Raw genomic sequence first — 21,949 nt, 5'->3', positions numbered from 1 at the left:
GGCGCGGGACGGGGTGCCGGCCCGGGTGACTGCGGGTGCCGCGCTCCGGCGTCCCGCAGTCCGGCGGCCGCGGCGGGCCGTACCGCTCTTCGGCGGCCCCGGCGGTACGGCGGCTACACCGCCATCCCGTACACGATCGTGAACAGCGTCCCCAGCGAGCCGATGATGAAGACGCCGGTCAGGCCCGCGACGATGAGGCCCTTGCCCTGCTCGGCGCTGAACGTGTCGCGCAGCGCGGTGGCGCCGATGCGCTGTTTGGCGGCGCCCCAGATCGCGATGCCCAGGCAGAGGAGAATCGCTACTGCCATGACCACTTCGATCATCACGCGCGCCTCGTTGCCCAGCGTCCCGAACGGACCCCAGTTCGGGGCGATTCCGCCAATGATGGTGGTGATGTCGCCCTTTTCGGCCGCCAAGTACATGTATGAACTCACCGCCCCTAATGCGTAGTTGCGCAACCCGCGCCACACGGTGCGGGCCAGCCTCTATCTTCGCTGACAAAACCGCCATCGCATGTCGACTTGACGGCTTTCTTTGACGGATCCCGTGGGGATTCCGTGCATACGGGGACGCGCGGCGCTCCAGGGCCCATCAGTGTGACCGTGTGTATCACGCCCGGCCACCCCAGGCAATTGCCACTAAAGCCCTACGAAGTGGTCGAACTCGCCGGCCTTCACCCCGAGAACGAACGCGTCCCACTTGGTACGCGTCGTCACCACGACGTTGTCCGGCTCGATGTTCGTCCGCAGGTAGACATGGTCATCGTCCCCGAAGGCGACCTCGATGTACTCGGGCGCACTCTCGTCGTCCGTGGCCTTCTGCCAGTTGAGGTCGGCGGGGATGGGCGGGGTGGGCGGCATGGCCATTCCTTCGTAGGGGATGCAAGCGGGCTGAGGGCCGGTCAGCGGAAGCCGGCCGCGCAGCGGTCGGCCTTGACGGCCCGGAGGAACGCGGCCCAGCTGGGGGCGGTGGCCCGCCCGACTGTGGCGGGGTGGTCGCCCTCACGGTAGAGGATGGGGCCGCCGGGGTGGGGCGTTACCTCTATGCAGTCGTCCTGGGCGTGTGTGCTGTACGACGACTTCTGCCAGGTGGCCTGCATGGCGGTTCCTTGGGGGTGGCATGCATGTGGTGGTGGGGCAGGGTCAGTCGCGTTTGAGGGCGCAGCCGTTGGACTTGACGGCGCGGAGGAACGCGGCCCAGCTGGGGGCGGTGGCCCGCCCGACTGTGGCGGGGTGGTCGCCCTCACGGTAGAGGATGGGGCCGCCGGGGTGGGGCGTCACCTCTATGCAGTCGTCCTGGCCGCTGCCGCTGTACGAGGACTTCTGCCAGGTGAGCCGGGGCATCGCGTTCTCCTAGGAGGCGTACATCAGGTGCTGGATGAGGGTCAGTGAGTCCCGACCGTCATGAGACTCAGGCTTTGCCTCCGGGTCAACTTGCGGCAGTGCGAGTTCGGACAGCTTTGCGAAGAGCTTGCGGTAGCGATGCGTGTCTTCTTCGTCGCGCAGGATCGTGGAAGTCACCGCCTGTTCGAGGCGGACGGTGTCGAGCGCGGGCGTGGGCCCGCCGTAGATGCTGAAAGAGCGGCTCACTCCTGAGTAGGGCCCGGCCTCGAAGGGGAACACCTGCAACGTCACGTGAGGGAGCCGGGCGATCTCGATGAGGCGGCGCAGTTGCCGGCGCATGATCTCCGGGCTGCCGACGCGGGTGCGCAGCGCCCCTTCCTGGATGACCGCGTGGTACGGAGTTCCGGGCTGCCGTTCCAGGATGCGCTGGCGGTCCATCCGGAACTGGACGTACCGGTCGAGCTCCGCGTCGGGCTCGTCGAACGTCTCGCACACCGACCGCGCGTAGTCGGCGGTCTGCAGCACTCCGGGGATCACGAGTGGTTCGTGGTTGCGGATGTACGTGGCGCGGGATTCCAGTTCGGCGAGGTCGAGGGCCGGACGCCCCATCACGTCGCGGTACTCGTCCCACCACCCCTTCCCCCGATGCTGCGCCATCGCCATCAGCCCCTCGAACAGCGGCCCCTCCGCGCAGCCGTAGGAGCGCAGGAGGTTGTAGAGGCCGTTGCGGGGGACGTCGACGCGACCGCTCTCGATGTGGCTGACGCGCTGGCGGTCGGCGTCGATCACGGCGGCGGCCTGGTCGCCGGAGAGGCCCGCGGCCAGGCGCAGTTTGCGCAGCTCGGCGCCGAGGCGACGCTGGCGCTCGGTGGGCTGGGTTCTGGGAGCCATGGGTTCCTCCTCGGTGTCCGGCCGCAGTGTGGCGCGATTCCGCGGCAGAGAAACAGGTTTGGGCCGGTCTGCCACTCGTCCGAGGGGGATTCAGGGGACTCGGTTGCAACTACCTCAACTTCGTCCCTAGCTTCATCGGGCAGGCCCTCGTGCGCCCCGCACCCCCGGCCCGTGACCCGAGGAGGCCACACCATGTGTCCCACCACCGAGGCCGCTCACCATCCGCACACGCTGTGTGACTTCTCGCTCGTCTTTCCGCCGGATCCGGGGTGGGTGCGTACGGCCAGGGACGCGGTCGGTACGGCGGTGCGGGCCGCCGGGCGGGGGGAGCTGGCGGACACCGCGGTGCTGCTGACGTCCGAGGTGGTGACGAATGCGGTCAACGCCTGCCGCAGCGGTGGCTGTTCCGAGCCGGTGACGCTGTACGGGGAGTGGCCCGCGCCGGCCACGCTGCGGGTGCTGGTGCACGACGGGGCGCCGGGGCTGCCGGTCCCGCGATGGCCCGTGGGTGACGCGGTGGGCGGCCGGGGGCTGTACCTGGTCGGTACCTGTGCCGACGAGTGGGGCGTGTGCCGTCACGGGCCGGGGCGCGGGAAGTCGGTCTGGTTCGAGCTGGGGCGCTGAAGGCGCGGGCGAGCGGGCCGGTACGGCCACCGTGTGGCGAGGTACATGCCGAAAACGGCGGTGAAACCCGCCCGTTTGGGGGAGGGTTGTGGGGTGCGCAAATTCTGGGTGGCGGGTGGGCTCGGGGTCGGACTGGTGCTCTGCTTCCTCGCGCTGCTCGTGGTGGGCGTGTACGCGGCCGCCGCGGGACTGGCGGGCGGTGCGGGCCGGGCCGTGGGGCTGGCGAAGGGGGCCGTACCGGCCGCGTACCAGCCGTTGGTGCAGAAGTGGGGCAACCTCTGCCCCGCCATCAACCCGGCGCTGCTCGCCGCGCAGCTCTACCAGGAGAGCGGCTGGAACCCCCGCGCCCAGAGCCCGGCGGCGGCGCAGGGCATCGCCCAGTTCATCCCCGGCACGTGGCAGACGCACGGCATAGACGGGAACGGGGACGGCCGGCGGGACGTGTGGGACCCGGCGGACGCGATCCCTTCGGCGGCGTCGTACGACTGCGAGCTGGCGAAGTACGTGAAGGACGTGCCCGGCGACCCGGCGCACAACATGCTCGCGGCGTACAACGCGGGCGCGTACCGCGTCATCCGGGCGGGCGGGGTGCCGGCGATCAGCGAGACGCAGAACTACGTACGGATCATCACGACCCTCGCGAAGAGCTTCGAGGCGCCGGTGGGGCGGGTCGCGCCGTCCCGGCAGGCGGCCTCCGCGATCTACTTCGCCCAGGAGCAGCTGGGCAAGCCGTACCTGTGGGGCGGCAACGGCACACCGGAGCAGAACGGGCGTTTCGACTGTTCGGGGCTGACGAAGGCGGCGTACCACTCGGTGGGGATCGAGCTGCCGCGCGTCGCCAACGACCAGTGGAACGCCGGGCCGCATCCGAAGCGGGACGAGCTGCTGCCGGGGGACCTGGTGTTCTTCGCGCACAACCTGAACGATCCGCGCTCCATCCACCACGTGGGGATCTACGTGGGCGGCGGGTACATGATCAACGCGCCGTACACCGGCGCGGTGATCCGGTTCGACAAGATCGACAAGCCGGACTACATCGGGGCGACCCGGGTCACCGCGGACGGCGCGAAAGCGCTGCCCAGCGCGAACGCTGCGTGAACATGGGGCCCTGAACTGCGGACATCAGTCTCTCTTCGGTAACGTCCTGGTGATCATCCGGTAGAAGGTGGAACGGCTCGGATGCGCATCGCGTTTCCTAGGCGTGGAGACATGGCGGGGCCGTGGGAATGAGGCCACGCCCGACGACCACGGGGGTTGGCAGCACTCACACGGCGCTCGCGCGCGCGAAAGGTAAGGGGCCGCGGCAGATGGCTGGACTCGCAATGGACGGGTCGAACCCCGATGTGGACGTGCTCGACGGCATCAACGGCCTCGCGAAGGACGCACCGCACTGGCTCAACCGCGCCATGGAGTACCTCGGCGAGTACGGCATCATCGCCGGCCTCGCGGTGCTGTGCCTGATCGCCTGGTGGGGCGCCCGCAAGCGGCCGGACGCGCCGTCCGCCGTGGCGGGCCTGGTCTGGGCGCCGCTGGCGGCCGGTATGGCGCTGCTGGCCAACATCCCGATCCGGGCGGTGGTGGAGCGGCCCCGGCCGTTCAAGGACCACGCGGGCCTGGAAGTGCTCATCCCGGGCAAGAGCGACTTCTCGTTCGTCAGTGACCACGCGACGCTGACCATGGCGGTCGGTGTGGGGCTGTTCATCGCCCACCGCAAGTACGGCCTGATCGGTATCGCGCTGGCGCTGCTCGAAGGGTTCTGCCGGGTCTACATGGGTGTGCACTACCCGACCGACGTGATCGGCGGCTTCGCGCTCGGCACGGCGATGGCGCTGCTGCTCGCGCCGGTGGCGCTGGCGCTGCTGGTGCCGGTGACGACCGCCGTGAGCCGCTCGCCCGGGTGGTGGCTGGTCCGGGCCGGCGGCCCGGCGGCGCGCCCGGTGTCCGGGCCGGTGACGGCCGTACCGCCGGTGTCCCACACGGAGCGGGACGAGGACCTGGCGGCGTAGCCGAGCGCGTCACGCCGCACATCGGGGGGAGGACGGGGCCACGGGGCCCGGTCCTCCCCCCGACGCATGACGGCCCGCTGCCCGCTGAGCCCGAGGCCCGCGGCAGCCGCGCCGATTCCCCTGCTGCCGCCGGTGACCAGGGCGGTACGGCCGGACAGCGGCCGTTGGGCGGTCATGCCTGCCGGCCGTTGCGGTGGTGGACCGAACGGACCCGTAGGAGGGCCAGGTCGTGGGCTTCCGCGAGCGCCGCCACCTGGCCGATGTGCTCGCGGACGTCGGGGCGCCGCAGCGCTTCCTCGTACTGTTCCTCGCCCGCCCACTGCACGTAGTTGACGACGCGGCGGCCGTCCAGGCTGACGTGCAGGTGCGCGGACACGAAGCCGGGCACGGCCAGGAACACGTCACGGGTCGCCCGGTCGAGGGGTCACAACGCCTGCGGAAACGTCCTGAACAGCCCGTTCGGGTCGTACTGCTGCTTCAGCTTGGTGAGCCGGTCGGCGGCCGGGCCGTAGTAGGCCTTCTTCCAGTCGGTCAGGGCCGCGTCCGTGTAGTTCTGGTACGCCGCGCCCGACGCGTACCGCCGCATCGCGCCGTGCACGCTCGTCAGCCACGCGCTCTGCGCGGAGCCGGAACCGCCCGCCTTCCAGGACGCCAGGTACTGCGCGAGGAAGCGCGAGCGGCGGTGCACGAAGGCGGTGTCCGTGGGGCGGACCCGGTTGATCGCGCCGCCCAGCGCGGTCAGCGACGCGTTGCCCGCCACGCCCTTGCGGCTCGCCGCCTCGATCTGGCCCAGCAGGGCCCGCATGCCGGCCGCGTCCAGCGAACGGTCGAAGAAGTCCGAGCGGGCGGCGTACGTCTCGCGGAGCAGCTTGCCCGAGGCGCTGCGCCCGGGGACGGCGCCCGGCAGATGGCACTGCTCGGTGCTCTTCGAGGAGCAGCCCGCGTACGACTCCATCGCGTCCAGGTACGAGGTCGGCGTCAGGCGCACCGACTTCGCGGGGCCGGGGCCACCCGCCCGGTCGGCCAGCCTGTCCACGGCGTTCTGGAGGTCGCCGTACGAGCCCAGGGAGAACGCCGCGACGGCGACGGACGGGGTGCCTCCGGGGTGGGCGTCCAGGTGCAGTGACGACCATATTTCGCCGGGCTGGGCGGGGCCCCACTCCTGCCAGGAGCGCAGGACGGCGGTGGCCTTGGACCAGGGCCACGTCATGTAGGCCATGACCGATCGGGGCGCCGCATGGGTCTGGAAGCGGAGTTCGGTGACGACGCCGAAGTTGCCGTTGCCCGCGCCGCGCAGCGCCCAGAAGAGGTCGCTGTTGCGCCGGGCGCCGCACTCCACGGTCTTGCCGTCGGCCGTGACGAGGGTGGCGCCGACCAGGCTGTCGCAGGTCAGGCCGTACGCGCGGGACGCGACGCCGTGGCCGCCGCCGAGGGTGAGGCCGGATATGCCGACGGAAGGACAGGAGCCGCCGGGGATCGTGACGTTGTGCTTGCCCAGGCCCTCGTAGACCTCGATGAGCTTGGCGCCGGCGCCGATGCGGGTGACGCCGCCGGACGGCGCGGAGACCGAGTTCAGGGCCGAAACGTCGACTATCAGCGCGCCGTTGCCGCTGGACCAGCCGGCGTACGAATGACCCCCGTTGCGTATCGCGACGGGGGCGGCGTAGCGGCGGGCGAACGACAGGCACTCGGCTATGTCGGACGGATGGCGTACGTACGCCACGGCCGCGGGCTTCAAGTTGTCGAAGCGGGTGTTGTACAGGCGCCGGGCGGTGTCGTACGCGGCGTCCCCGGCCTGGATCAGCTTGCCGTCCAGGCTCTTGCGCAGCGCCTCCCAGGACGCCTTGTCGGCCGGGCGCTTGGCGGCCTGCGACCCCGCCGTCAGGCTGACGCCGCCGGGCGACGGGCCGGTGCCCGGCGGGCTTGCGTGGCCGGAACCGCCGCCGCAGGCCGCGGTGACCGCCGTCGCCGCGAGTCCGCCGCCGGCCGCCAGTATCGTGCGCCGCTTCATCGTGAACTGCCCCTTTTGGGACCCCCGTGGGGCCCGCGCGCCGTGGATGACTTCCCTCTACTCAGATGGGGCGGGAGGCGCGGGAGGTTCCAGGGGCGTGCTGACGGGCGGTCGGCTGCGGGGACGGCGCGCCCGCCCGGGGACTGTCGTCAGGGCACGTCACGCGGTGCGGCGGGGCTCAGGCTCACTCCGTCCGCAGGTGCCGCTCCGCGTCCGTACGGGCCTGGGAGCGGGCCCGGCGGGCCGGTCCGTGCCAGCCGCAGCTGCAGCGGGCGAGGCAGAAGGAACCCCGTTCGACGGTGGTGGTCCGGTGGTCGGTCGGCTCTGAGGACTGCGGTATCGGCTCTGCCGAGGCTCGGTCGCGCACGGCGCCACGGTACGCGCCGGGGGTGTACGGGCGTGACGAAGCGGCCTGAACGGTCGTTGAACGGAACGGGTCGGGCTGCTCCGGGGCAACCGGAACATCTCGGTCCGGAACTTCACGAGCAGAGCGGCCGAGGGGGCTCGTACGCGATGGTGGTGCAGGACAGGCGAGGCGGTGCTGTCGCGGCCGCCGCGTGCGGGGTGGGCCTGGCGGTCGGACTGTTCACGACGGGCTGCTCCTCGAACGGGGCGGCGGCCGACGACCAGACCTCGGCCGGCCGCTTCGCAGACGGCCCGGTGGGCGGGTCGGCGGCCGGGCTGCCCTTCACCGACCGTGCCCGCCCACCGGGCGCCCGGCCCACCGGGGAGCCGGACCCGGCGGGCCCGTCCGCCGCCGGGTCCCCCTCCGGCCGCACGGACTACGCCGCCGCCCTGCGCGCCTGCGCCGACGCCCTGGTCCGGGCGGGTTCCTCCCGGGTGCGTACGGACCTGGAGACCACCAGCGGCGGCACCCGTATCGCCATCCGCGGCACCGGCGGCCACGACTACCGCAGGCGCACCGGGCAGCTGAACGTACGCCTCCCGGACACCGGCGACGGCCGCGGCGCGGACCGCACGATCACGGAGATCCTCACGCCGGGCGCCCTCTACATGAAGAACCGCGGCGCGGGCGTGCCCGCCGACAAGTGGGTGCGGGTGGACACCGCCTCGCTCGCCGACGGCAATCTCGTCACCGGCGGCGCGACCGACCCGATGGCCGCCGCCGAACTGCTGCGCGGGGTGCGCGAGGTGACGTACGAGGGCCGGGAGCGGCTGGACGGCACCTGGGTGCGGCACTTCAGCGGCATGGCGCACATCGGCTCGGCCGCGCGGATGGCGTCCCCGGCGTACCGGCCCGCGCTGACCGCGGCGGAGAAAGGCTTCACCACCGACGAGGTGGCCTTCGACGCGTATCTGGACGACGCCGGGCGGCTGCGCAAGGTCCGCCAGCGATTCCGCTTTGCCAACGGCAGCACGGGGGGTACGTCGGTGACCTCCACGACCACCCTCCACGGCTTCGGCGCCCCGGTTCCGGTCCGGCTGCCCGACCGGCGCGACATCTACTCGGGCCGGGTCACCGCCGACGGCGGCTGAGGTCCACGGCCCGGCGGGTGCGCACGGCCTGTGCGAACCGGCGGAAATGGTCCATCCGTGCCATGCGCGGAGCGTGCGCCCGTACCTACTCTGGGCGTAACCACCAGAAGAGTGGGGAGGCGCTCGAAGGAGGAGGTGTTGCACGTGGCCGGACATCGCAACCCGACGGTTCAGGACCACGTGGCCCTCGTCGAGATCGACCTGACTGGTGAGTTGATGATCGCGGCGGCCGCCGCGAGCGAGGATCGGCTCAGCTCGGACCGTATCGACGAGGTGCTGGACGTGGACGCGGACCGCGCGCGGCCGGGGCCGGGACCCGGCGGCCTGACGTGACGGGGCGGCGGCGCCGTGCGCGGCGGCGCGCGGCGGCCGTGCGCCCGGCGGCCGCTCTCAGGTGCGCAGCATCCGCTCGATCGCCTTGGTGGCTTCCTTGACCTTCTCGTCGATGGCCTCGGGTCCCTTGACGGCGGCGTCCGCGACACAGTGCCGCAGATGCTCCTCCAGGAGCTGGAGGCCGAAGGACTGCAGGCCCTTCGTGCTCGCCGAGACCTGGGTGAGTATGTCGATGCAATACACATCTTCCTCCAGCATGCGCTGGAGGCCGCGGATCTGGCCCTCGATCCGGCGCAGCCTCTTGAGGTGCGCGTCCTTTTGCTTCGCGTAACCGTGGATGCCCAGATCGTGATCGGTGACGGCGTCGGGGTCCGGCCGGACGGCGGTTTTCGGCCCCTCGGCGTGGCAGGCCGCGGCGGCTGCGGTGCTGCCGTCGGTGTCGGCGTCCGTGGTCGTCATGGCCATCTCCCGTGGTACGTAGGCGGTCCATATACCCCTAGTGGGTATATGGTACAGAAATGCGCGGGCGCGGGCGGTCCCCCGTGCAGAGCATGCTGCCCGATGGGCGACACTGAAGGAATGCCGGTTAGCTGTGGCTGGATGATGCGCCTAGCATCAACTCGACCGAATCCGATGCACCCCGAGGATTTCACGTGCGCTTTCGTCTGACCCCCAGGGAGACGAGCTTCTACGACATGTTCGCCGCGTCCGCGGACAACATCGTCACGGGCTCCAAGCTCCTGATGGAACTGCTCGGGGCGGACGCCTCCGCGCGGACAGAGATCGCCGAGAGGATGCGGGCGGCGGAGCACGCGGGGGACGACGCGACCCACGCGATCTTCCACCAGCTGAACTCCTCGTTCATCACGCCGTTCGACCGCGAGGACATCTACAACCTCGCCTCGAAGCTGGACGACATCATGGACTTCATGGAGGAGGCCGTCGACCTGGTCGTCCTCTACAGCATCGAGGAGCTGCCCAAGGGCGTCGAGCAGCAGATCGAGGTCCTGGCGCGGGCGGCGGAACTGACCGCCGAGGCGATGCCGAACCTGCGGACGATGTCCAACCTCACCGAGTACTGGATCGAGGTCAACCGTCTGGAGAACCAGGCCGACCAGATCCACCGCAAGCTGCTCGCGCACCTGTTCAACGGCAAGTACGACGCCATCGAGGTGCTCAAGCTCAAGCAGATCGTGGACATCCTGGAAGAGGCGGCCGACGCCTTCGAGCATGTCGCCAATACGGTCGAGACGATCGCCGTCAAGGAGTCCTGACCTCCGGTGGACACCTTCGCGCTCATCGTGACCATCGGGGTCGCGCTCGGTTTCACGTACACCAACGGCTTTCACGACTCCGCGAACGCCATCGCGACCTCGGTCTCCACGCGGGCGCTGACCCCGCGGGCGGCGCTGGCGATGGCGGCGGTGATGAACCTCGCCGGTGCCTTCCTGGGCAGCGGGGTCGCCAAGACGGTCAGCGAGGGGCTGATCTCCACGCCCGAGGGCTCCAAGGGGATGGGCATCCTCTTCGCGGCCCTGGTCGGCGCGGTGGTCTGGAACCTGGTCACCTGGTACTTCGGACTGCCGTCGTCGTCCTCGCACGCGCTCTTCGGCGGCATGGTGGGCGCCGCGCTGGCGGGCGGTACGACCGTCTACTGGTCGGGCGTCATAGAGAAGATCGTCGTTCCGATGTTCCTCTCGCCCGTGATCGGCCTGGTCCTCGGCTATCTGGTGATGGTCGTGATCATGTGGCTGTTCCGGAAGTCCAACCCGCACAAGGCCAAGCGCGGCTTCCGTATCGCGCAGACGGTCTCGGCGGCGGGCATGGCGCTCGGGCACGGCCTCCAGGACGCCCAGAAGACCATGGGCATCGTGGTGATGGCGCTGGTCATCGCCGATGTCCAGAGCGCGGGCGACGCCATCCCGGTCTGGGTGAAGATCGCCTGTGCGCTGACCCTGTCGCTCGGCACCTACGCGGGCGGCTGGCGCATCATGCGTACGCTCGGCCGGCGGATCATCGAGCTGGACCCGCCGCAGGGCTTCGCGGCCGAGACGACCGCGGCGTCCGTCATGTACACCGCATCGTTCATGTTCCACGCGCCGATCTCCACCACCCATGTCATCACCTCGGCGATCATGGGTGTGGGCTCGACGAAGGGCACCCGGGCGGTGCGCTGGGGCGTCGCCAAGAACATCGTCATGGGCTGGTTCATCACCATGCCCGCCGGCGCGGCGGTGGCCGCCCTGAGCTACTGGTGCGTCCACCTCGTGTTCGCGTGAGGTGACCACGGCCCGCACGGGCCGTACGTACGTTCTTGTGGGCCCGCCCTCCGAAGCCGGAGGGCGGGCCCTCGTCCTTGCGGTGGCACCGCCATGCAGCACCGCAGGACGCGCGGGGCCGGCCGGAGCCGGTGTCCGGGACCCGGGCGGGCCCCGGACACCGCCCCTCAGCCGAAGCGGCCGGAGATGTAGTCCTCCGTGGCCTGGACCGACGGGTTGGAGAAGATCCGCTCGGTCTCGTCGATCTCGACCAGCTTGCCCGGCTGGCCGACCGCGGCCAGGTTGAAGAAGGCCGTACGGTCCGAGACGCGCGCGGCCTGCTGCATGTTGTGCGTCACGATGACGATCGTGAACCGTTCCTTCAGCTCGCCGATCAGGTCCTCGATGGCGAGGGTGGAGATCGGGTCGAGCGCCGAGCACGGCTCGTCCATCAGCAGCACCTGCGGCTCGACCGCGATGGCGCGGGCGATGCACAGCCGCTGCTGCTGGCCGCCGGACAGGCCCGAGCCGGGCTTGTTCAGCCGGTCCTTGACCTCGTTCCAGAGGTTGGCGCCCTTGAGGGACTTCTCCACGACGTCGTTCAGCTCGGACTTCCTGTACGAGCCGTTCAGCCGCAGGCCCGCCGCCACATTGTCGAAGATCGACATGGTGGGGAACGGGTTCGGGCGCTGGAAGACCATGCCGACGGTACGGCGCACCGCCACCGGGTCCACGCCGCTGCCGTAGAGGTTCTCGTCGTCCAGCAGCACCTTGCCCTCGACACGGCCGCCGGGGGTGACCTCGTGCATCCGGTTCAGGGTGCGCAGGAACGTCGACTTGCCGCAGCCCGAGGGGCCGATGAAGGCGGTCACCGAGCGGGGCTCGACGGTCATGGAGATGTCGTCGATGGCCTTGTGGCTGCCGTAGTAGGCGGAGAGGCCGCTGACGTCGATTCGCTTGGCCATGGAGATCACTGCTTCTTTCGTGGAGCTGGGGGAGGAGGTCAGCGGCCGGTCTTGGGGGCCTTCCAGCGGGCGATGCCGCGGGCCACCAGGTTGAGGATCATGACGAAGGCGATGAGCACCAGGGCCGCGGCCCAGGCGCGGTCGTAGGAGGCATCGGAGCCCTGCTGCCACTGCTGGAACACATACAGCGGCAGCGACTGCTGGGCGCCTTCGAAGGGGTTGTTGTTGATCGTCTTCGCGCCCCAGACGAGCAGCAGGACGGGCGCGGTCTCGCCGGTGATACGGGCGACGGCCAGCATCAGACCGGTGGTGATGCCGCCGATCGAGGTCGGCAGGACCACCTTGAGGATGGTGCGCCACTTCGGTACGCCGAGGGCCAGCGACGCCTCGCGCAGCTCGTTGGGCACCAGCTTGAGCATCTCCTCGGTGGAGCGCACGACCACCGGCATCATCAGGATCGCCAGGGCCATCGCGCCGGCGAAGCCGGACGGGCCGAAGCCGAGGATCAGGATCCACACCGAGAGGATGAACAGGCCGGCGACGATCGAGGGGATGCCGGTCATCACGTCGACGAAGAAGGTGACGGCCTTGGCGAGCTTCCCGCGGCCGTACTCGACCAGGTAGATGGCGGTGAGCAGGCCGATCGGCGCGGCGATCAGGGCGGCGAGGCCGACCTGCTGCAGGGTGCCGATGATCGCGTGGTAGATGCCGCCGCCGGGCAGCGCGTCGGGCAGGGTGCCCATCGAGTGGCTGAGGAAGTAGCCGTCGAGGACCTTGAGGCCGCGCGCGATCGTCTCCCAGATGAGGGAGGCCAGCGGGACCACGGCCAGGACGAAGCAGATCCAGACCAGGCTGGTGGCGAGGCGGTCCTTGGCCTGCCGGGTGCCTTCGACGGCGGTGGCGAGCGCGTACGTACCGAGGATGAACAGCAGGGCGGCGATCAGGCCCCACTGGATGCGGCTCTCCAGGCCGGCGGCCAGGCCGATGCCGCAGCCCACCACGACCGCGGCCAGGGCGAGGGCGGCCGGGGCCCAGCGGGGCAGCCGGGGCTGCTTGAGCGAGACCGGGAGCGGGGCGCTGTCGGCGACGGGCCGGGGCGGGGTGACCGTGTTGCTCATGCGTTGGCCCCCGAGTACTCCTTGCGGCGCGCGATGATCATGCGGGCCGCGCCGTTGACGAGCAGCGTGATGACGAAGAGGACGAGGCCGGAGGCGATCAGGGCGTCCTGCCCGAACTCGTCGGCCTCGCTGAACTTGCTGGCGATGTTCTGCGCGAAGGTGCCGCCGCCCGGGTTCAGCAGGCTGACGTTGATCAGGAAGCTGGGGGACAGCACGGTGGCCACGGCCATCGTCTCGCCGAGCGCGCGGCCCAGGCCCAGCATCGAGGCGCTGATGACGCCGGAGCGGCCGAACGGCAGCACCGACATGCGGATGACCTCCCAGCGGGTCGCGCCGAGCGCGAGCGCCGCCTCCTCGTGCATCTTCGGCGCCTGGAGGAAGACCTCGCGGCTGACGCTGGTCACGATCGGCAGGATCATGATCGCGAGCAGGATGCCGACGGTGAACAGCGCGCGGGGGGCCCCGTCGGCGTAGGAGAAGATCCCGGTCCAGCCGAAGTAGTCGTCCAGCCAGCTGAAGAGGCCGGTCAGGTGCGGGACGAGGAAGAGGGCGCCCCACAGGCCGTAGATGATGCTGGGGACGGCGGCGAGCAGGTCGATGACGTACCCGAGCGGGGAGGCCAGCCTGCGCGGCGCGTAGTGCGAGATGAACAGCGCGATGCCGACCGCGACCGGGACCGCGATGAACATCGCGATCACCGAGCTGACGACGGTGCCGAAGGCGAGGACCGCGATGCCGAACTTCGGCTCGGGGCCCGAGGTGTTCCACTCGAAGTAGGTGAGGAAGTTCGCGTGGTCACCGGAGATGGCGATCACCGAGCGGACGGTGAGGAAGGCCGCGATGGCGGCCATGATCACCAGGAGGGCGATGCCGGAGCCGCGGGAGAGGCCGAGGAAGATCCGGTCTCCGGGGCGTACCGCCTTGCCGGACACCGAGGAGGCGGGCGGCGCTGACGGTGGTGGGGCGCTGGATATGGAAGGTGCTGAATTCATGGTTTCTCCGGTCTGCGGAGCCCGGCGGGGGCTCCTGGCGCGGCGGTGCACCGGAAGGGCGGCGGCTCGCGCGGGGTGCGCGGGCCGCCGCCCGGTGGGTCAGGAGAGCGCGGAGACGGCCGAGCGGACCTTGTCGGCGATCTCGGTGGGCAGCGGCGCGTAGCCCAGTTCCTTCAGGGAGTTCTGGCCGTCCTTGCTGGAGATGTAGGTCAGGAAGGACTTGGTGGCGGGGAGCGTCTCCGCCTTGTTGCCCTTGTCGCAGGCGATCTCGTACGTGACGAGGGTGATCGGGTAGGCGTCCTCGGCCTTGGTGGTGTAGTTCAGCTTCAGGGCCAGGTCGCTGCCCTGGCCGACCTGCTTGGCCTCGGCGATGGCCTTGGAGGCGTTGTCGACGGTGGCCTCGACGGGGGCCTTGGCGCCGGTGTTCAGCTTGACCGTGTTGATCTTGCCGGCCGTGGCGTACGACAGCTCGAAGTAGGAGATCGCGCCGCTGGTCTGCTTGACCTGGGAGGACACGCCGGCCGAACCGGACGCGGCCTGGCCGCCCTTGCCCTCCCAGGTCTTGGCCGGCTCGTGCTTCCAGGCGTCGGGCGCGGCACCCTTGAGGTACTTGGTGAAGTTGTCGGTGGTGCCCGAGTCGTCCGAGCGGTGGAACGCCTGGATCTTCAGGTCCGGCAGCTTGGCGTCGGGGTTCAGCTTCTTGATCGCCTCGTCGTTCCACTTGGTGATCTCCGAGTCGAAGATCTTGGCGAGGGTCGGTGCGTCCAGCACGAGGCTGTCCACGCCGGGCACGTTGTAGCCGACCGCGATCGGGCCGCCGACCATCGGCAGGTTGATCGCCTGGCCGCCCTTGCAGATCTTCTTGGACTTCTCCACCTCCTCGGGCTTGAGCGCCGAGTCGGAGCCCGCGAAGGCGGTCTGGCCCTGGAGGAAGGTGGTGATGCCGGCCCCGGAACCGGTGGGCTGGTAGTTGATGCTGGTGTCCTTGCAGGCGCCGGAGTACGCCTGCACCCAGGCGTCCATGGCGTTCTTCTGCGCGGACGAGCCGGAGGCGAGCAGCTTGCCCTTGCCCTCGCACTTGATGTTGCCGGCCTTCGCCGAAGACGCCGCACCGCCGCCACCACTGGTGTCGTCGGAGCCGCACGCCGACAGGGCCAGGGCACCGGTGACGGCGAGAGCGCCGACGGCGAGGGCGCGAACCCGGTTCTTGCGCTGCAGCTGCTTCACTGTCGTGAGTTCCTTCCTGGGGCGCGCCGCTTCTTCGGCGTGCGGTGGAGACAGGTGTGGTCACCGGGGCGGTGGCCGGGACGGTCACCTGGAGGGCGACCTGTGCCGGTCACTGTGCGGCGGCCGAAGCGGTGGGACAAGGGCCGCCGGAGCCGGTTGCCCGGTGGCCCAGCAATGCCGTGCCGCGCTCGTCCCGAAGGAGCGGCGCGCCGCTCGGTACGGCCGAAATTAGGCAGATCAGGTGAAGCCGCCGATGGAGGACGGTGAACGCAGGGTGAACCTCGGCCGACAGCTGGGGGTGGCGTTCGTACGGCCCGGAATCCTCGGCGTCGCCCTGTCGGATTACCCGCCGGTATGGCAGCATCCGCGCCTGTAGGGGTGCACGAATCGGTGCGGATCGAGCCGGAGGTGGCTGGTGGGGCGGCAGGGGGCAGGGCGGGGCATTCGCGGTGCGTACGGCATTCGGGAGGTACGGAGCGTCAACGGTGCGGCGGGGGTGCCGGGTCCGGCGGGGCCGGTGGGCGTACCGGGGCGCCGCGGCAGGGGGAGCCGGCCTGGCGTACGGGGGCTGCGCGCCGCGGTGACGGCGACGGCCGTGGTGCTGGGCGTGACGGGGATGCTCGCCGGTACGGCACCGGCCGCGTACGCGGACCCCGGGCCGACCGTGTCCGAAACGCGCCTGGAGGAGGTCCGCACGCAGCTGGAGAACCTCTACCGCGCGGCGGAGAAGGCCACCGAGGCGTACAACGCGGCCAAGGAGCAGGTGGATCTCCAGCAGAAGGAGATCGTCAAGCTGGCGCGGAACATCGAGACGACGCAGCGGCGGATGGACGAACTCAAGCGCCAGGCGGGCGCGCTGGCCAGCGCGCAGTACCGGGGCGGCGGCATTCCCCCCGAGGCCCGCCTGATGCTCAACAAGGACCCCGAGCGCTTTCTCGACGACGCCACGCTGGTACGCAAGAGCCAGCACGCCGCCAACGACCTGATCGCGCAACTCGGCCGCACCAAGAACGCCTTGGAGGGCTACTCCCAGGACGCGACCGACCGCTGGGAGCGGCTGGAGGAGAACCGCCGGAAGAAGGAGGCCGCGCAGCTCGACATCCGCAAGAAGGTCGAGGCCGCACAGCAGCTGGAATCCCGGCTGGCCGCCGAGGAGAAGGAGCGGCTGCGCAAGCTGGAGGACGCGCGGGCCCTCCTGGAGCAGCAGAAATGGCTGGATTCCGGTGTACTGAAGGACATCAACGCCCACGCCTCGGAGGCCGGCAAGAAGGCCGTGGCGTTCGCGACGGCGCAGATCGGCAAGGACTACGTATGGGGCGCCGAGGGGCCGGACACCTTCGACTGCTCGGGGCTGACCATGCGCGCCTGGGAGGCGGCGGGCAAGGCCGTACCCCGTACCTCGCAGGAGCAGTGGCGGCAGCTGCCGCGCATCGACATCAAGGACATGCGCCCCGGTGACCTGATCATCTACTACGGCGACGCGAGCCACGTCGGCATGTACGTCGGCGACGGCGCGATCGTGCACGCGCCGCGGCCGGGGCGGCAGGTCACGCTCGCCGGTGCCGGGTCGATGCCGATTCTCGGGGTGGTGCGGCCGGACAAGTGAGGGGGCGCTGCCGCGCGCACCGCTCGGTGAAGCGGACGGTCCGACCGTACGGCTGGACCGTTCGCGACGCTCTACGGAGCGTGACTCCCGCGTGCGTTTCGTCACGGTGCGTGGAGGGCGAACGTGCCGTCCGCGAGGTGATGTTCGTCATTCCGCAGTCCTCCCTTCCCAGGTCAAAACGTCTGTGGCGGACGGCATATGCCAAGAGCGGGGTGCCGTCGGCCATTCCCTCCCCCTCGGCGCTACCGCTATGGTCGCGTCTCGGTGCCCGGTGGCGCACCGCCCGGACCGACCGCCGGGCGGCGGCGGAACCGGGCACAGTGGCGCGCCGTTCGGCGGGCCCGCGCACCCTCGGGGGAGGGAAGGAAGCAGAGCATGTCCGTACCGATACCGCGCCAGCGGACGGCCGTGCTGCCGCACGAGGCAGCGCCGGCGGGCTCCACGCGCGACGACGCGGCGGGCACGGCGGAAGCGGCGGGCACGGCGGCGGAGCCCGCGGACACCGGCGGGCCGGGGCTGACCCTGCTGCTCATCGGCGAGGACCCCACCAGCTCGGTGCCCGAGATGCGGGACCGGGACGGCCGCCGGGCCCGCGTCCGTACGGCCCGCAACCTCACCGAGGCGGAGCGGCTGCTCACCGACGACGTGCACTGCATCCTGCTCGACCTGGCACCGGCCGGAGCGGGGGACGGCCTGGTGCCCGAGGCGGACGGCGGCCCCGACGAGCTGGGCGCCCTGCGCGCGGTGCTGCGGATGGCCCCGGCCCACGCCGTCCTCGTACTGACCGCCGAGGCCGACGCCGAACGGGGCGCCGAGGCCGTCCGCGTCGGCGCGCAGGACTACCTCTTCCGCGACGAGCTGGACGCCTCGGTCCTCAGCCGGGCCGTGCGCTACGCCGTCGAGCGCAAGCGCGCCGACCTCGCGCAGCGCCAGCTCACCGAATCCCGGATGCTGGCCCAGGAGAACCGCCGCCTGGAGCGCGGCCTGCTGCCCACCCCGCTCCTGGACGGCTCCGACCTGCGCTTCGCGGCCCGCTACCGCCCCGGCCGCAGCCGCGCGCTGCTCGGCGGCGACTTCTACGACACGGTGCGCACACCCGACGGCACGGTCCACGCGATGATCGGCGACGTCAGCGGCCACGGCCCCGACGAGGCCGCCCTCGGCGTGGAACTGCGCATCGCCTGGCGCGCGTTGACCTTCGCCGGCCTGTGCGGTGACGCGCTGCTGTCCACCCTCCAGAAGGTCCTGGAGAACGAGCGCGCCGACGACGAGATCTTCGCGACGCTCTGCCTGGTCGACATCGCACCGGACGGACGCCACGCCGGCGTCTGCCTGGCCGGCCATCCCGCGCCCCTGCTCGCCCGCTCCGGCGGCGCGCCGCGACTGCTCCCGTACGAGGAGGGCGGCCCGGCCCTCGGCCTGCTCCCGGGAGCCCGCTGGCCGCGCCGCCAGTTCGTGCTGGGCGGCTCCTGGAGCCTGATGATGTACACGGACGGCCTGATCGAAGGCCGTATCGGCGAAGGCAGGGAACGCCTCGGCCAGGAAGGCATGGCCGAACTGGTGGGCCGTCAACTGGCCGCCGGACTACGGGGCGAGGAACTGCTCGACGCGGCGGTCACGGAGGTGCGGGACCTCAACGGCGGGGAGCTGACGGATGATGTGGCCGTACTGCTGTTGGACCGGGGGAGGGTGGGGGGCTGACGTACGGGCTCTGCCGGGACCGGGGACGGAGCTGACGTACGGGGTGCCGCGGCCGGGGCCGAAACCTTTCTACCGCCCGTTGAACGGACCGTACGGCCCGTCCGAGCTCGACCCGCCGCCGCGGCGTGGTCCGCGGCCTCCGGAGACCGCCTTGATCGCGGGCCGTACGTCCACCGTGTAGACGATCACCGCGATGAGCCCGATGATCGGCAGGAACGACATCAGCGGCAGCAGGAACAGCAGCGCCGTGGCGATCACCAGGAAGATCAGCCACATGCCCTTGGTCTGCTTGTCGGCGGCCCGGTAGGCGTCCTCGCGCCGTACGGCCGCGTCCACGAGCATCACGGCGGCGTACACGGCCAGGGCCAGCTGCACCCAGCTCAGCACGTTCTGGAACCCGTAGATCAGCACTGCCACCACCCGTTCGACTCGGTCCGTCGCCGCCCCACCGTACCCGGAGAACGGGCCGGACACGCGGTGCGTGCCCGGCCCGCGGCCCCCTGGATGCGTTACTTGCCGTTCTCGGCCGGCGACGTGGTCTTCTTGGCCGTCGTCTTCTTCGCGGGGGCGGTCTTCTTGGCGGAAGCCGCCTTCGCGTCGCTGTCCGGCCCGATCGCGCCCTCACCCTCGGAGCGGGGCTCCGTCACGGGCTCCTGCTTGGGCTCCGGCTCGATCGCGACCGCCAGGTCCTCGGTGGCCTCGGCGGTCTCGGAACGCCAGGTCTGCACCGCGTTGCGGCCGCGCTCGGCCAGCTCCTCGTACCCCTCACGCGCCTTGACGGCGGCCTCGGCCGCCCGGCCCACGCCCTGGAGCACCAGGTCCTGCGTCTGCTGGCTCAGCTTCTTGAAGTCGGAGTCGAGCAGGCTCAGCTGCCGGGTGATCCAGTCCTGCGCCTCCTTCGCCTCCTTGCTGACACGGTCCTGGACGGTCTTCGGGTCGGTGTTGCGCACGGCCTCGAAACGCTTCGGGGCCTCCTCGCGGATCTTCTCGACCAGGCCCGGGATCTCCTTGGCCTTCTCGGCGGCGAAGTCCACGGTGCCCGCGATGGCGTACAGCGGAGTCGGGTCGGTCAGCGCCTTGCGGACGTCGTCGGTGATGGCCATGGCGTGGTTCCTCCTGGAATCGGTGGTCGGTCGCTCAGGTGGCGTGCGGGTCGCCGTCGGCCTCTCGGGCATCCGGAGCGGGCTCGCCGGCGGGCGTGCCGTCGCTCCCGCTCCCGTGTCCGTTCTCCTTGCGGAAGGACTCGTAGATCTGCAGCAGCACCTGCTTCTGCTTCTCGGTCAGCGCCGGATCGGTGAGGATCGCGGTATGCACCTCGACCCCGTCCACCTTCCGCTCGTCGAGGATCCCGGCCTGCACATACAGCGTCTCGGCGGAGATCCGCAGCGCCTTGGCCAGCTGCTGCAGAATGTCCGCACTCGGCTTGCGCAGCCCGCGCTCGATCTGACTGAGATACGGGTTGGACACCCCGGCGGCATCCGCGAGCTGCCGCAGACTCAGCTGCGCGGTGCGCCGCTGCTCCCGCAGGAACTCGCCGAGGTTGCCGACGTTGAGTGATGCCATACCCCGATGGTGCGGCATCGTGCTAACTATTGCAAGCGGGCGCTAGCAAAAGTGGGTGTGTCGGGGTGGGGAGCGGGTGCCGGGTACCCACTGTCCCGCTCTTTGCGCCCCGCTGAGGACTTCTGGCCGGAAGGCGCTGGGAAGTTCGCAGTGGCGGCTGAGGGGTGCGCCCGGGGTGCCGGGGGCTATGAGCGGGTCGGGTTCTGGATCGCCGGTGCTCCACCACTTGCTACGGCGACACCCTCCGCGCCGGACCTGGCCGACCTGCCGCTACCCACCGGAAGCCGGCAGGCCCCCGGTGGGTGGTGGCGGTCATTCCGGGTCGCCCTGCCAGGTCACGCGCATCGCCACCGGTCCCCGGATGTGCGGCCGTACTCTCCACGTGAGGTCGCGGACGGTCAGCTCCGGGGCCCTGGTGAGCAGCACCCGCAGCCCTTCCTGGAGGTCGATGCGCCCGAGCTGGGCGCCGACGCAGTAGTGCGCGCCATAACCGAAGGTGAGGTGCCCGCCGGGTGGCCGGGTGAAATCGATCGCGTCGGGGTCCTCGAACCGGGCCGGGTCGTGGTTGGCCGACTCGACGGCGATGGTCAGGGCTTCGCCCGCGCGCACCAGCGTGCCGCCGACGTTGACATCCTCCCGCGCATAGCGGACGAACAGGCCCGCGCCGGCGGAGGCGTTGTTGCGCAGCAGCTCCTCGACCGCCGCGGGCAGCTCGGCCGGATTCGCACGCAGCCGGTTCCAGAGCGCCCGGTCGCCCCGCGTGAGAACGTAGACGCAGTTCGGGATCTGGGTGATGATCGCCTCGAACCTGGCCAGCAGCATGCTGACGACCAGCTCGATCAGCTCGGCGTCGGTGAGCCGGTCCTCCTCGTCCCGGGCCTGGATCATCGCCGACATCAGGTCGTCGCGGGGGCGGGCCCGGCGCTCGGCGATGAGCCGCTCGGTGCAGGCGCGCAGCTCACCGAACCGCCGCATCATGTCCTCGGCGCCGACGGCGCTGCCGGGGAGCAGTGCCGCGCTGGTCGACTCGAACGCCTCCCGGTCCGAGGCCGGCACGCCGAGCAGGTCGCAGATGGACAGCACGCTCATCTGCTGCGCGTAGTCCACCACGATGTCCATGCCCGGCCCGGCGTCCATCGCCGACGACAGCAGCGCGTCCGCCGTCGCGCGCACCGTCGGGCGCTGCGCGTCGATACGGGATTTGCTGAGGGCTTTGACCAACAGTGTGCGCAGCCGGGTGTGTTCGGGGGCGTCCATGGTGATCAGCCCGGCCAGTTCCGTCGCTTCCTCCTGGCGCGGGAAGTCCCGGCCGACCGACATGGCACGGCTGAACCGCGCGTCGCCCAGCACCAGCCGGGCGTCCGCGTAACGGGTGACCAGCCAGGTGGGTTCACCGTAGTCGAGCCGCACCCGGAGCAGCCCCGCGCGCTCCCGCAGCTCCCGGAACCGCTCGTGGACCTCGATGCCACGGCCGTCGTCGAAGGGGAAGTGCTCCAGCGCCTCTGTGGCGTCGGGAAGATCGGGAACGGTCGTCATAGGAGCTGTACCTCCGTCAGCCAGTCGTGCGGTTCGCTGGGAACAGGTCGGCGTGCTGGGACAGGACGGTGAGGTGATCGCCGGGCAGCCTGCGTACGCGGTGCGCCGGTTCGGCCGGGAACGGGTGGCCCTCCGAGCTGGTGGCATCCCCGCGATGACCTCTCTGGCGAGCAGGTGCAGGATCGGCGCCTCCAGCGGACCACCTCGACTCGTTCGGAGATCAAGGACGACCGTATGACTGGTGATACCCGATTTTCCCTAGAATCGGGTTGGGGTCG

At 70.8% G+C, this 21,949-nt stretch carries 27 protein-coding genes; 10 read left to right on the top strand and 17 right to left on the bottom strand.

The window, feature by feature from the left end:
• Positions 1–113 precede the first annotated feature (113 nt).
• The 5 genes from CP984_RS16785 to CP984_RS16765 form a co-directional block, all read right to left on the bottom strand.
• On the bottom strand, positions 114–422 hold the full coding sequence (locus CP984_RS16785; RefSeq protein WP_003985768.1) for a hypothetical protein: 309 nt from the start codon (positions 420–422) through the stop codon (positions 114–116).
• Between the two features lie 216 nt (positions 423–638).
• Positions 639–866 (bottom strand): DUF397 domain-containing protein, encoded by a 228-nt coding sequence (locus CP984_RS16780; protein ID WP_003985770.1) that lies wholly within the window; start codon positions 864–866, stop codon positions 639–641.
• 35 nt (positions 867–901) lie between these two features.
• Complete coding sequence (locus CP984_RS16775) at positions 902–1,099, bottom strand: DUF397 domain-containing protein (RefSeq protein ID WP_003985771.1); 198 nt, start codon at positions 1,097–1,099, stop codon at positions 902–904.
• A gap of 43 nt (positions 1,100–1,142) precedes the next feature.
• The gene (locus CP984_RS16770; protein ID WP_003985773.1) at positions 1,143–1,343 is read right to left on the bottom strand and encodes a DUF397 domain-containing protein; all 201 of its coding nucleotides are present in this window, start codon (positions 1,341–1,343) and stop codon (positions 1,143–1,145) included.
• A gap of 9 nt (positions 1,344–1,352) precedes the next feature.
• Complete coding sequence (locus CP984_RS16765; RefSeq protein WP_003985774.1) at positions 1,353–2,234, bottom strand: helix-turn-helix domain-containing protein; 882 nt, start codon at positions 2,232–2,234, stop codon at positions 1,353–1,355.
• Positions 2,235–2,426: 192 nt separating this feature from the next.
• On the opposite strand from CP984_RS16765, the gene CP984_RS16760 reads away from it, so the two are divergent.
• The 3 genes from CP984_RS16760 to CP984_RS16750 all read left to right on the top strand — a co-directional run bounded on the left by CP984_RS16760 (position 2,427) and on the right by CP984_RS16750 (position 4,864).
• A complete protein-coding gene (locus CP984_RS16760; RefSeq protein ID WP_003985775.1) occupies positions 2,427–2,858 on the top strand; it encodes an ATP-binding protein in 432 nt (143 codons plus the stop codon).
• Between the two features lie 93 nt (positions 2,859–2,951).
• Positions 2,952–3,956 carry a bifunctional lytic transglycosylase/C40 family peptidase gene (locus CP984_RS16755; RefSeq protein ID WP_003985776.1) on the top strand — a complete coding sequence of 335 codons (1,005 nt, stop codon included), beginning with the start codon at positions 2,952–2,954 and terminating at the stop codon, positions 3,954–3,956.
• A 209-nt stretch (positions 3,957–4,165) separates the two neighbouring features.
• Positions 4,166–4,864 (top strand): phosphatase PAP2 family protein, encoded by a 699-nt coding sequence (locus tag CP984_RS16750; RefSeq protein WP_030180097.1) that lies wholly within the window; start codon positions 4,166–4,168, stop codon positions 4,862–4,864.
• 172 nt (positions 4,865–5,036) lie between these two features.
• Here CP984_RS16750 and CP984_RS16745 read toward each other — a convergent pair whose 3' ends face one another.
• The 3 genes from CP984_RS16745 to CP984_RS16735 form a co-directional block, all read right to left on the bottom strand.
• Positions 5,037–5,252, bottom strand: coding sequence for an antibiotic biosynthesis monooxygenase (locus CP984_RS16745; RefSeq protein ID WP_157849119.1), 216 nt, complete (start codon positions 5,250–5,252; stop codon positions 5,037–5,039).
• A 36-nt stretch (positions 5,253–5,288) separates the two neighbouring features.
• Positions 5,289–6,875 carry an FAD-binding oxidoreductase gene (locus CP984_RS16740; RefSeq protein WP_003985780.1) on the bottom strand — a complete coding sequence of 529 codons (1,587 nt, stop codon included), beginning with the start codon at positions 6,873–6,875 and terminating at the stop codon, positions 5,289–5,291.
• 184 nt (positions 6,876–7,059) lie between these two features.
• Entirely contained in the window at positions 7,060–7,242 is a 183-nt protein-coding gene (locus CP984_RS16735; protein WP_078575062.1) for a hypothetical protein, read from the bottom strand.
• A gap of 146 nt (positions 7,243–7,388) precedes the next feature.
• Here CP984_RS16735 and CP984_RS16730 point away from each other — a divergent pair, with 146 nt between their 5' ends.
• Positions 7,389–8,372, top strand: a complete 984-nt coding sequence (locus tag CP984_RS16730; RefSeq protein ID WP_003985781.1) for a hypothetical protein — start codon at positions 7,389–7,391, stop codon at positions 8,370–8,372.
• A 138-nt stretch (positions 8,373–8,510) separates the two neighbouring features.
• A complete protein-coding gene (locus CP984_RS16725; RefSeq protein ID WP_030180091.1) occupies positions 8,511–8,705 on the top strand; it encodes a hypothetical protein in 195 nt (64 codons plus the stop codon).
• 57 nt (positions 8,706–8,762) lie between these two features.
• Here the strand turns inward: CP984_RS16725 and CP984_RS16720 are convergent, their stop codons facing one another.
• Positions 8,763–9,164 (bottom strand): metal-sensitive transcriptional regulator, encoded by a 402-nt coding sequence (locus tag CP984_RS16720; RefSeq protein ID WP_030180089.1) that lies wholly within the window; start codon positions 9,162–9,164, stop codon positions 8,763–8,765.
• Between the two features lie 194 nt (positions 9,165–9,358).
• Between CP984_RS16720 and CP984_RS16715 the strand changes: the two genes are divergently transcribed.
• Positions 9,359–9,979, top strand: coding sequence for a DUF47 domain-containing protein (locus tag CP984_RS16715; protein ID WP_003983068.1), 621 nt, complete (start codon positions 9,359–9,361; stop codon positions 9,977–9,979).
• 6 nt (positions 9,980–9,985) lie between these two features.
• Entirely contained in the window at positions 9,986–10,984 is a 999-nt protein-coding gene (locus CP984_RS16710; RefSeq protein WP_003983067.1) for an inorganic phosphate transporter, read from the top strand.
• Between the two features lie 167 nt (positions 10,985–11,151).
• Here the strand turns inward: CP984_RS16710 and pstB are convergent, their stop codons facing one another.
• From pstB to pstS, 4 genes are all read right to left on the bottom strand, one after another.
• Positions 11,152–11,928: a phosphate ABC transporter ATP-binding protein PstB gene (gene pstB / locus CP984_RS16705; RefSeq protein WP_003983066.1), complete on the bottom strand. Its 777-nt coding sequence runs from the start codon at positions 11,926–11,928 to the stop codon at positions 11,152–11,154.
• Positions 11,929–11,966: 38 nt separating this feature from the next.
• Positions 11,967–13,046, bottom strand: coding sequence for a phosphate ABC transporter permease PstA (pstA, locus tag CP984_RS16700; protein WP_003983065.1), 1,080 nt, complete (start codon positions 13,044–13,046; stop codon positions 11,967–11,969).
• Positions 13,043–14,038: a phosphate ABC transporter permease subunit PstC gene (pstC, locus tag CP984_RS16695; protein ID WP_030180084.1), complete on the bottom strand. Its 996-nt coding sequence runs from the start codon at positions 14,036–14,038 to the stop codon at positions 13,043–13,045. Before pstC ends, pstA begins: the two co-directional genes overlap by 4 nt.
• A 99-nt stretch (positions 14,039–14,137) precedes the next feature.
• Entirely contained in the window at positions 14,138–15,265 is a 1,128-nt protein-coding gene (gene pstS, locus CP984_RS16690) for a phosphate ABC transporter substrate-binding protein PstS (RefSeq protein WP_003983064.1), read from the bottom strand.
• 253 nt (positions 15,266–15,518) lie between these two features.
• Here pstS and CP984_RS42630 point away from each other — a divergent pair, with 253 nt between their 5' ends.
• The 3 genes from CP984_RS42630 to CP984_RS16680 all read left to right on the top strand — a co-directional run bounded on the left by CP984_RS42630 (position 15,519) and on the right by CP984_RS16680 (position 18,572).
• Entirely contained in the window at positions 15,519–15,641 is a 123-nt protein-coding gene (locus CP984_RS42630) for a hypothetical protein (protein WP_255304232.1), read from the top strand.
• Between the two features lie 204 nt (positions 15,642–15,845).
• On the top strand, positions 15,846–16,871 hold the full coding sequence (locus CP984_RS16685) for a C40 family peptidase (RefSeq protein ID WP_003983063.1): 1,026 nt from the start codon (positions 15,846–15,848) through the stop codon (positions 16,869–16,871).
• A gap of 375 nt (positions 16,872–17,246) precedes the next feature.
• Complete coding sequence (locus CP984_RS16680; protein WP_003983062.1) at positions 17,247–18,572, top strand: PP2C family protein-serine/threonine phosphatase; 1,326 nt, start codon at positions 17,247–17,249, stop codon at positions 18,570–18,572.
• A gap of 69 nt (positions 18,573–18,641) precedes the next feature.
• Here CP984_RS16680 and CP984_RS16675 read toward each other — a convergent pair whose 3' ends face one another.
• The 4 genes from CP984_RS16675 to CP984_RS16660 form a co-directional block, all read right to left on the bottom strand.
• On the bottom strand, positions 18,642–18,983 hold the full coding sequence (locus tag CP984_RS16675; protein ID WP_003983061.1) for a DUF2516 family protein: 342 nt from the start codon (positions 18,981–18,983) through the stop codon (positions 18,642–18,644).
• 98 nt (positions 18,984–19,081) lie between these two features.
• Entirely contained in the window at positions 19,082–19,675 is a 594-nt protein-coding gene (locus CP984_RS16670) for a hypothetical protein (protein ID WP_003983060.1), read from the bottom strand.
• A 34-nt stretch (positions 19,676–19,709) separates the two neighbouring features.
• Positions 19,710–20,135: a helix-turn-helix domain-containing protein gene (locus CP984_RS16665; protein ID WP_003983059.1), complete on the bottom strand. Its 426-nt coding sequence runs from the start codon at positions 20,133–20,135 to the stop codon at positions 19,710–19,712.
• Positions 20,136–20,447: 312 nt separating this feature from the next.
• The gene (locus CP984_RS16660) at positions 20,448–21,671 is read right to left on the bottom strand and encodes a cytochrome P450 (protein ID WP_003983058.1); all 1,224 of its coding nucleotides are present in this window, start codon (positions 21,669–21,671) and stop codon (positions 20,448–20,450) included.
• Positions 21,672–21,949: the final 278 nt, after the last annotated feature.

The sequence above is a fragment of the Streptomyces rimosus genome (assembly GCF_008704655.1).
GTDB lineage: Bacteria > Actinomycetota > Actinomycetes > Streptomycetales > Streptomycetaceae > Streptomyces > Streptomyces rimosus.
The sequence above is the reverse complement of the archived record's forward strand: the minus strand, read 5'-3'. Positions and strand labels throughout refer to the sequence as shown.

Bases quoted from the DNA above. Each gene is read 5' to 3' on its own strand.
- CP984_RS16770 (WP_003985773.1), bottom strand. From the start codon at position 1,343: ATGCCCCGGCTCACCTGGCAGAAGTCCTCGTACAGCGGCAGCGGCCAG.
- CP984_RS16775 (WP_003985771.1), bottom strand. From the start codon at position 1,099: ATGCAGGCCACCTGGCAGAAGTCGTCGTACAGCACACACGCCCAGGAC.
- CP984_RS16750 (WP_030180097.1), top strand. From the start codon at position 4,166: ATGGCTGGACTCGCAATGGACGGGTCGAACCCCGATGTGGACGTGCTC.
- CP984_RS16670 (WP_003983060.1), bottom strand. From the start codon at position 19,675: ATGGCCATCACCGACGACGTCCGCAAGGCGCTGACCGACCCGACTCCG.
- CP984_RS16680 (WP_003983062.1), top strand. From the start codon at position 17,247: ATGTCCGTACCGATACCGCGCCAGCGGACGGCCGTGCTGCCGCACGAG.
- pstB (WP_003983066.1), bottom strand. From the start codon at position 11,928: ATGGCCAAGCGAATCGACGTCAGCGGCCTCTCCGCCTACTACGGCAGC.
- CP984_RS16660 (WP_003983058.1), bottom strand. From the start codon at position 21,671: ATGACGACCGTTCCCGATCTTCCCGACGCCACAGAGGCGCTGGAGCAC.
- CP984_RS16765 (WP_003985774.1), bottom strand. From the start codon at position 2,234: ATGGCTCCCAGAACCCAGCCCACCGAGCGCCAGCGTCGCCTCGGCGCC.
- CP984_RS16780 (WP_003985770.1), bottom strand. From the start codon at position 866: ATGGCCATGCCGCCCACCCCGCCCATCCCCGCCGACCTCAACTGGCAG.
- CP984_RS16720 (WP_030180089.1), bottom strand. From the start codon at position 9,164: ATGACGACCACGGACGCCGACACCGACGGCAGCACCGCAGCCGCCGCG.
- CP984_RS16785 (WP_003985768.1), bottom strand. From the start codon at position 422: ATGTACTTGGCGGCCGAAAAGGGCGACATCACCACCATCATTGGCGGA.
- CP984_RS42630 (WP_255304232.1), top strand. From the start codon at position 15,519: ATGGAGGACGGTGAACGCAGGGTGAACCTCGGCCGACAGCTGGGGGTG.
- CP984_RS16730 (WP_003985781.1), top strand. From the start codon at position 7,389: ATGGTGGTGCAGGACAGGCGAGGCGGTGCTGTCGCGGCCGCCGCGTGC.
- CP984_RS16760 (WP_003985775.1), top strand. From the start codon at position 2,427: ATGTGTCCCACCACCGAGGCCGCTCACCATCCGCACACGCTGTGTGAC.
- pstA (WP_003983065.1), bottom strand. From the start codon at position 13,046: ATGAGCAACACGGTCACCCCGCCCCGGCCCGTCGCCGACAGCGCCCCG.
- pstC (WP_030180084.1), bottom strand. From the start codon at position 14,038: ATGAATTCAGCACCTTCCATATCCAGCGCCCCACCACCGTCAGCGCCG.
- CP984_RS16665 (WP_003983059.1), bottom strand. From the start codon at position 20,135: ATGGCATCACTCAACGTCGGCAACCTCGGCGAGTTCCTGCGGGAGCAG.
- CP984_RS16740 (WP_003985780.1), bottom strand. From the start codon at position 6,875: ATGAAGCGGCGCACGATACTGGCGGCCGGCGGCGGACTCGCGGCGACG.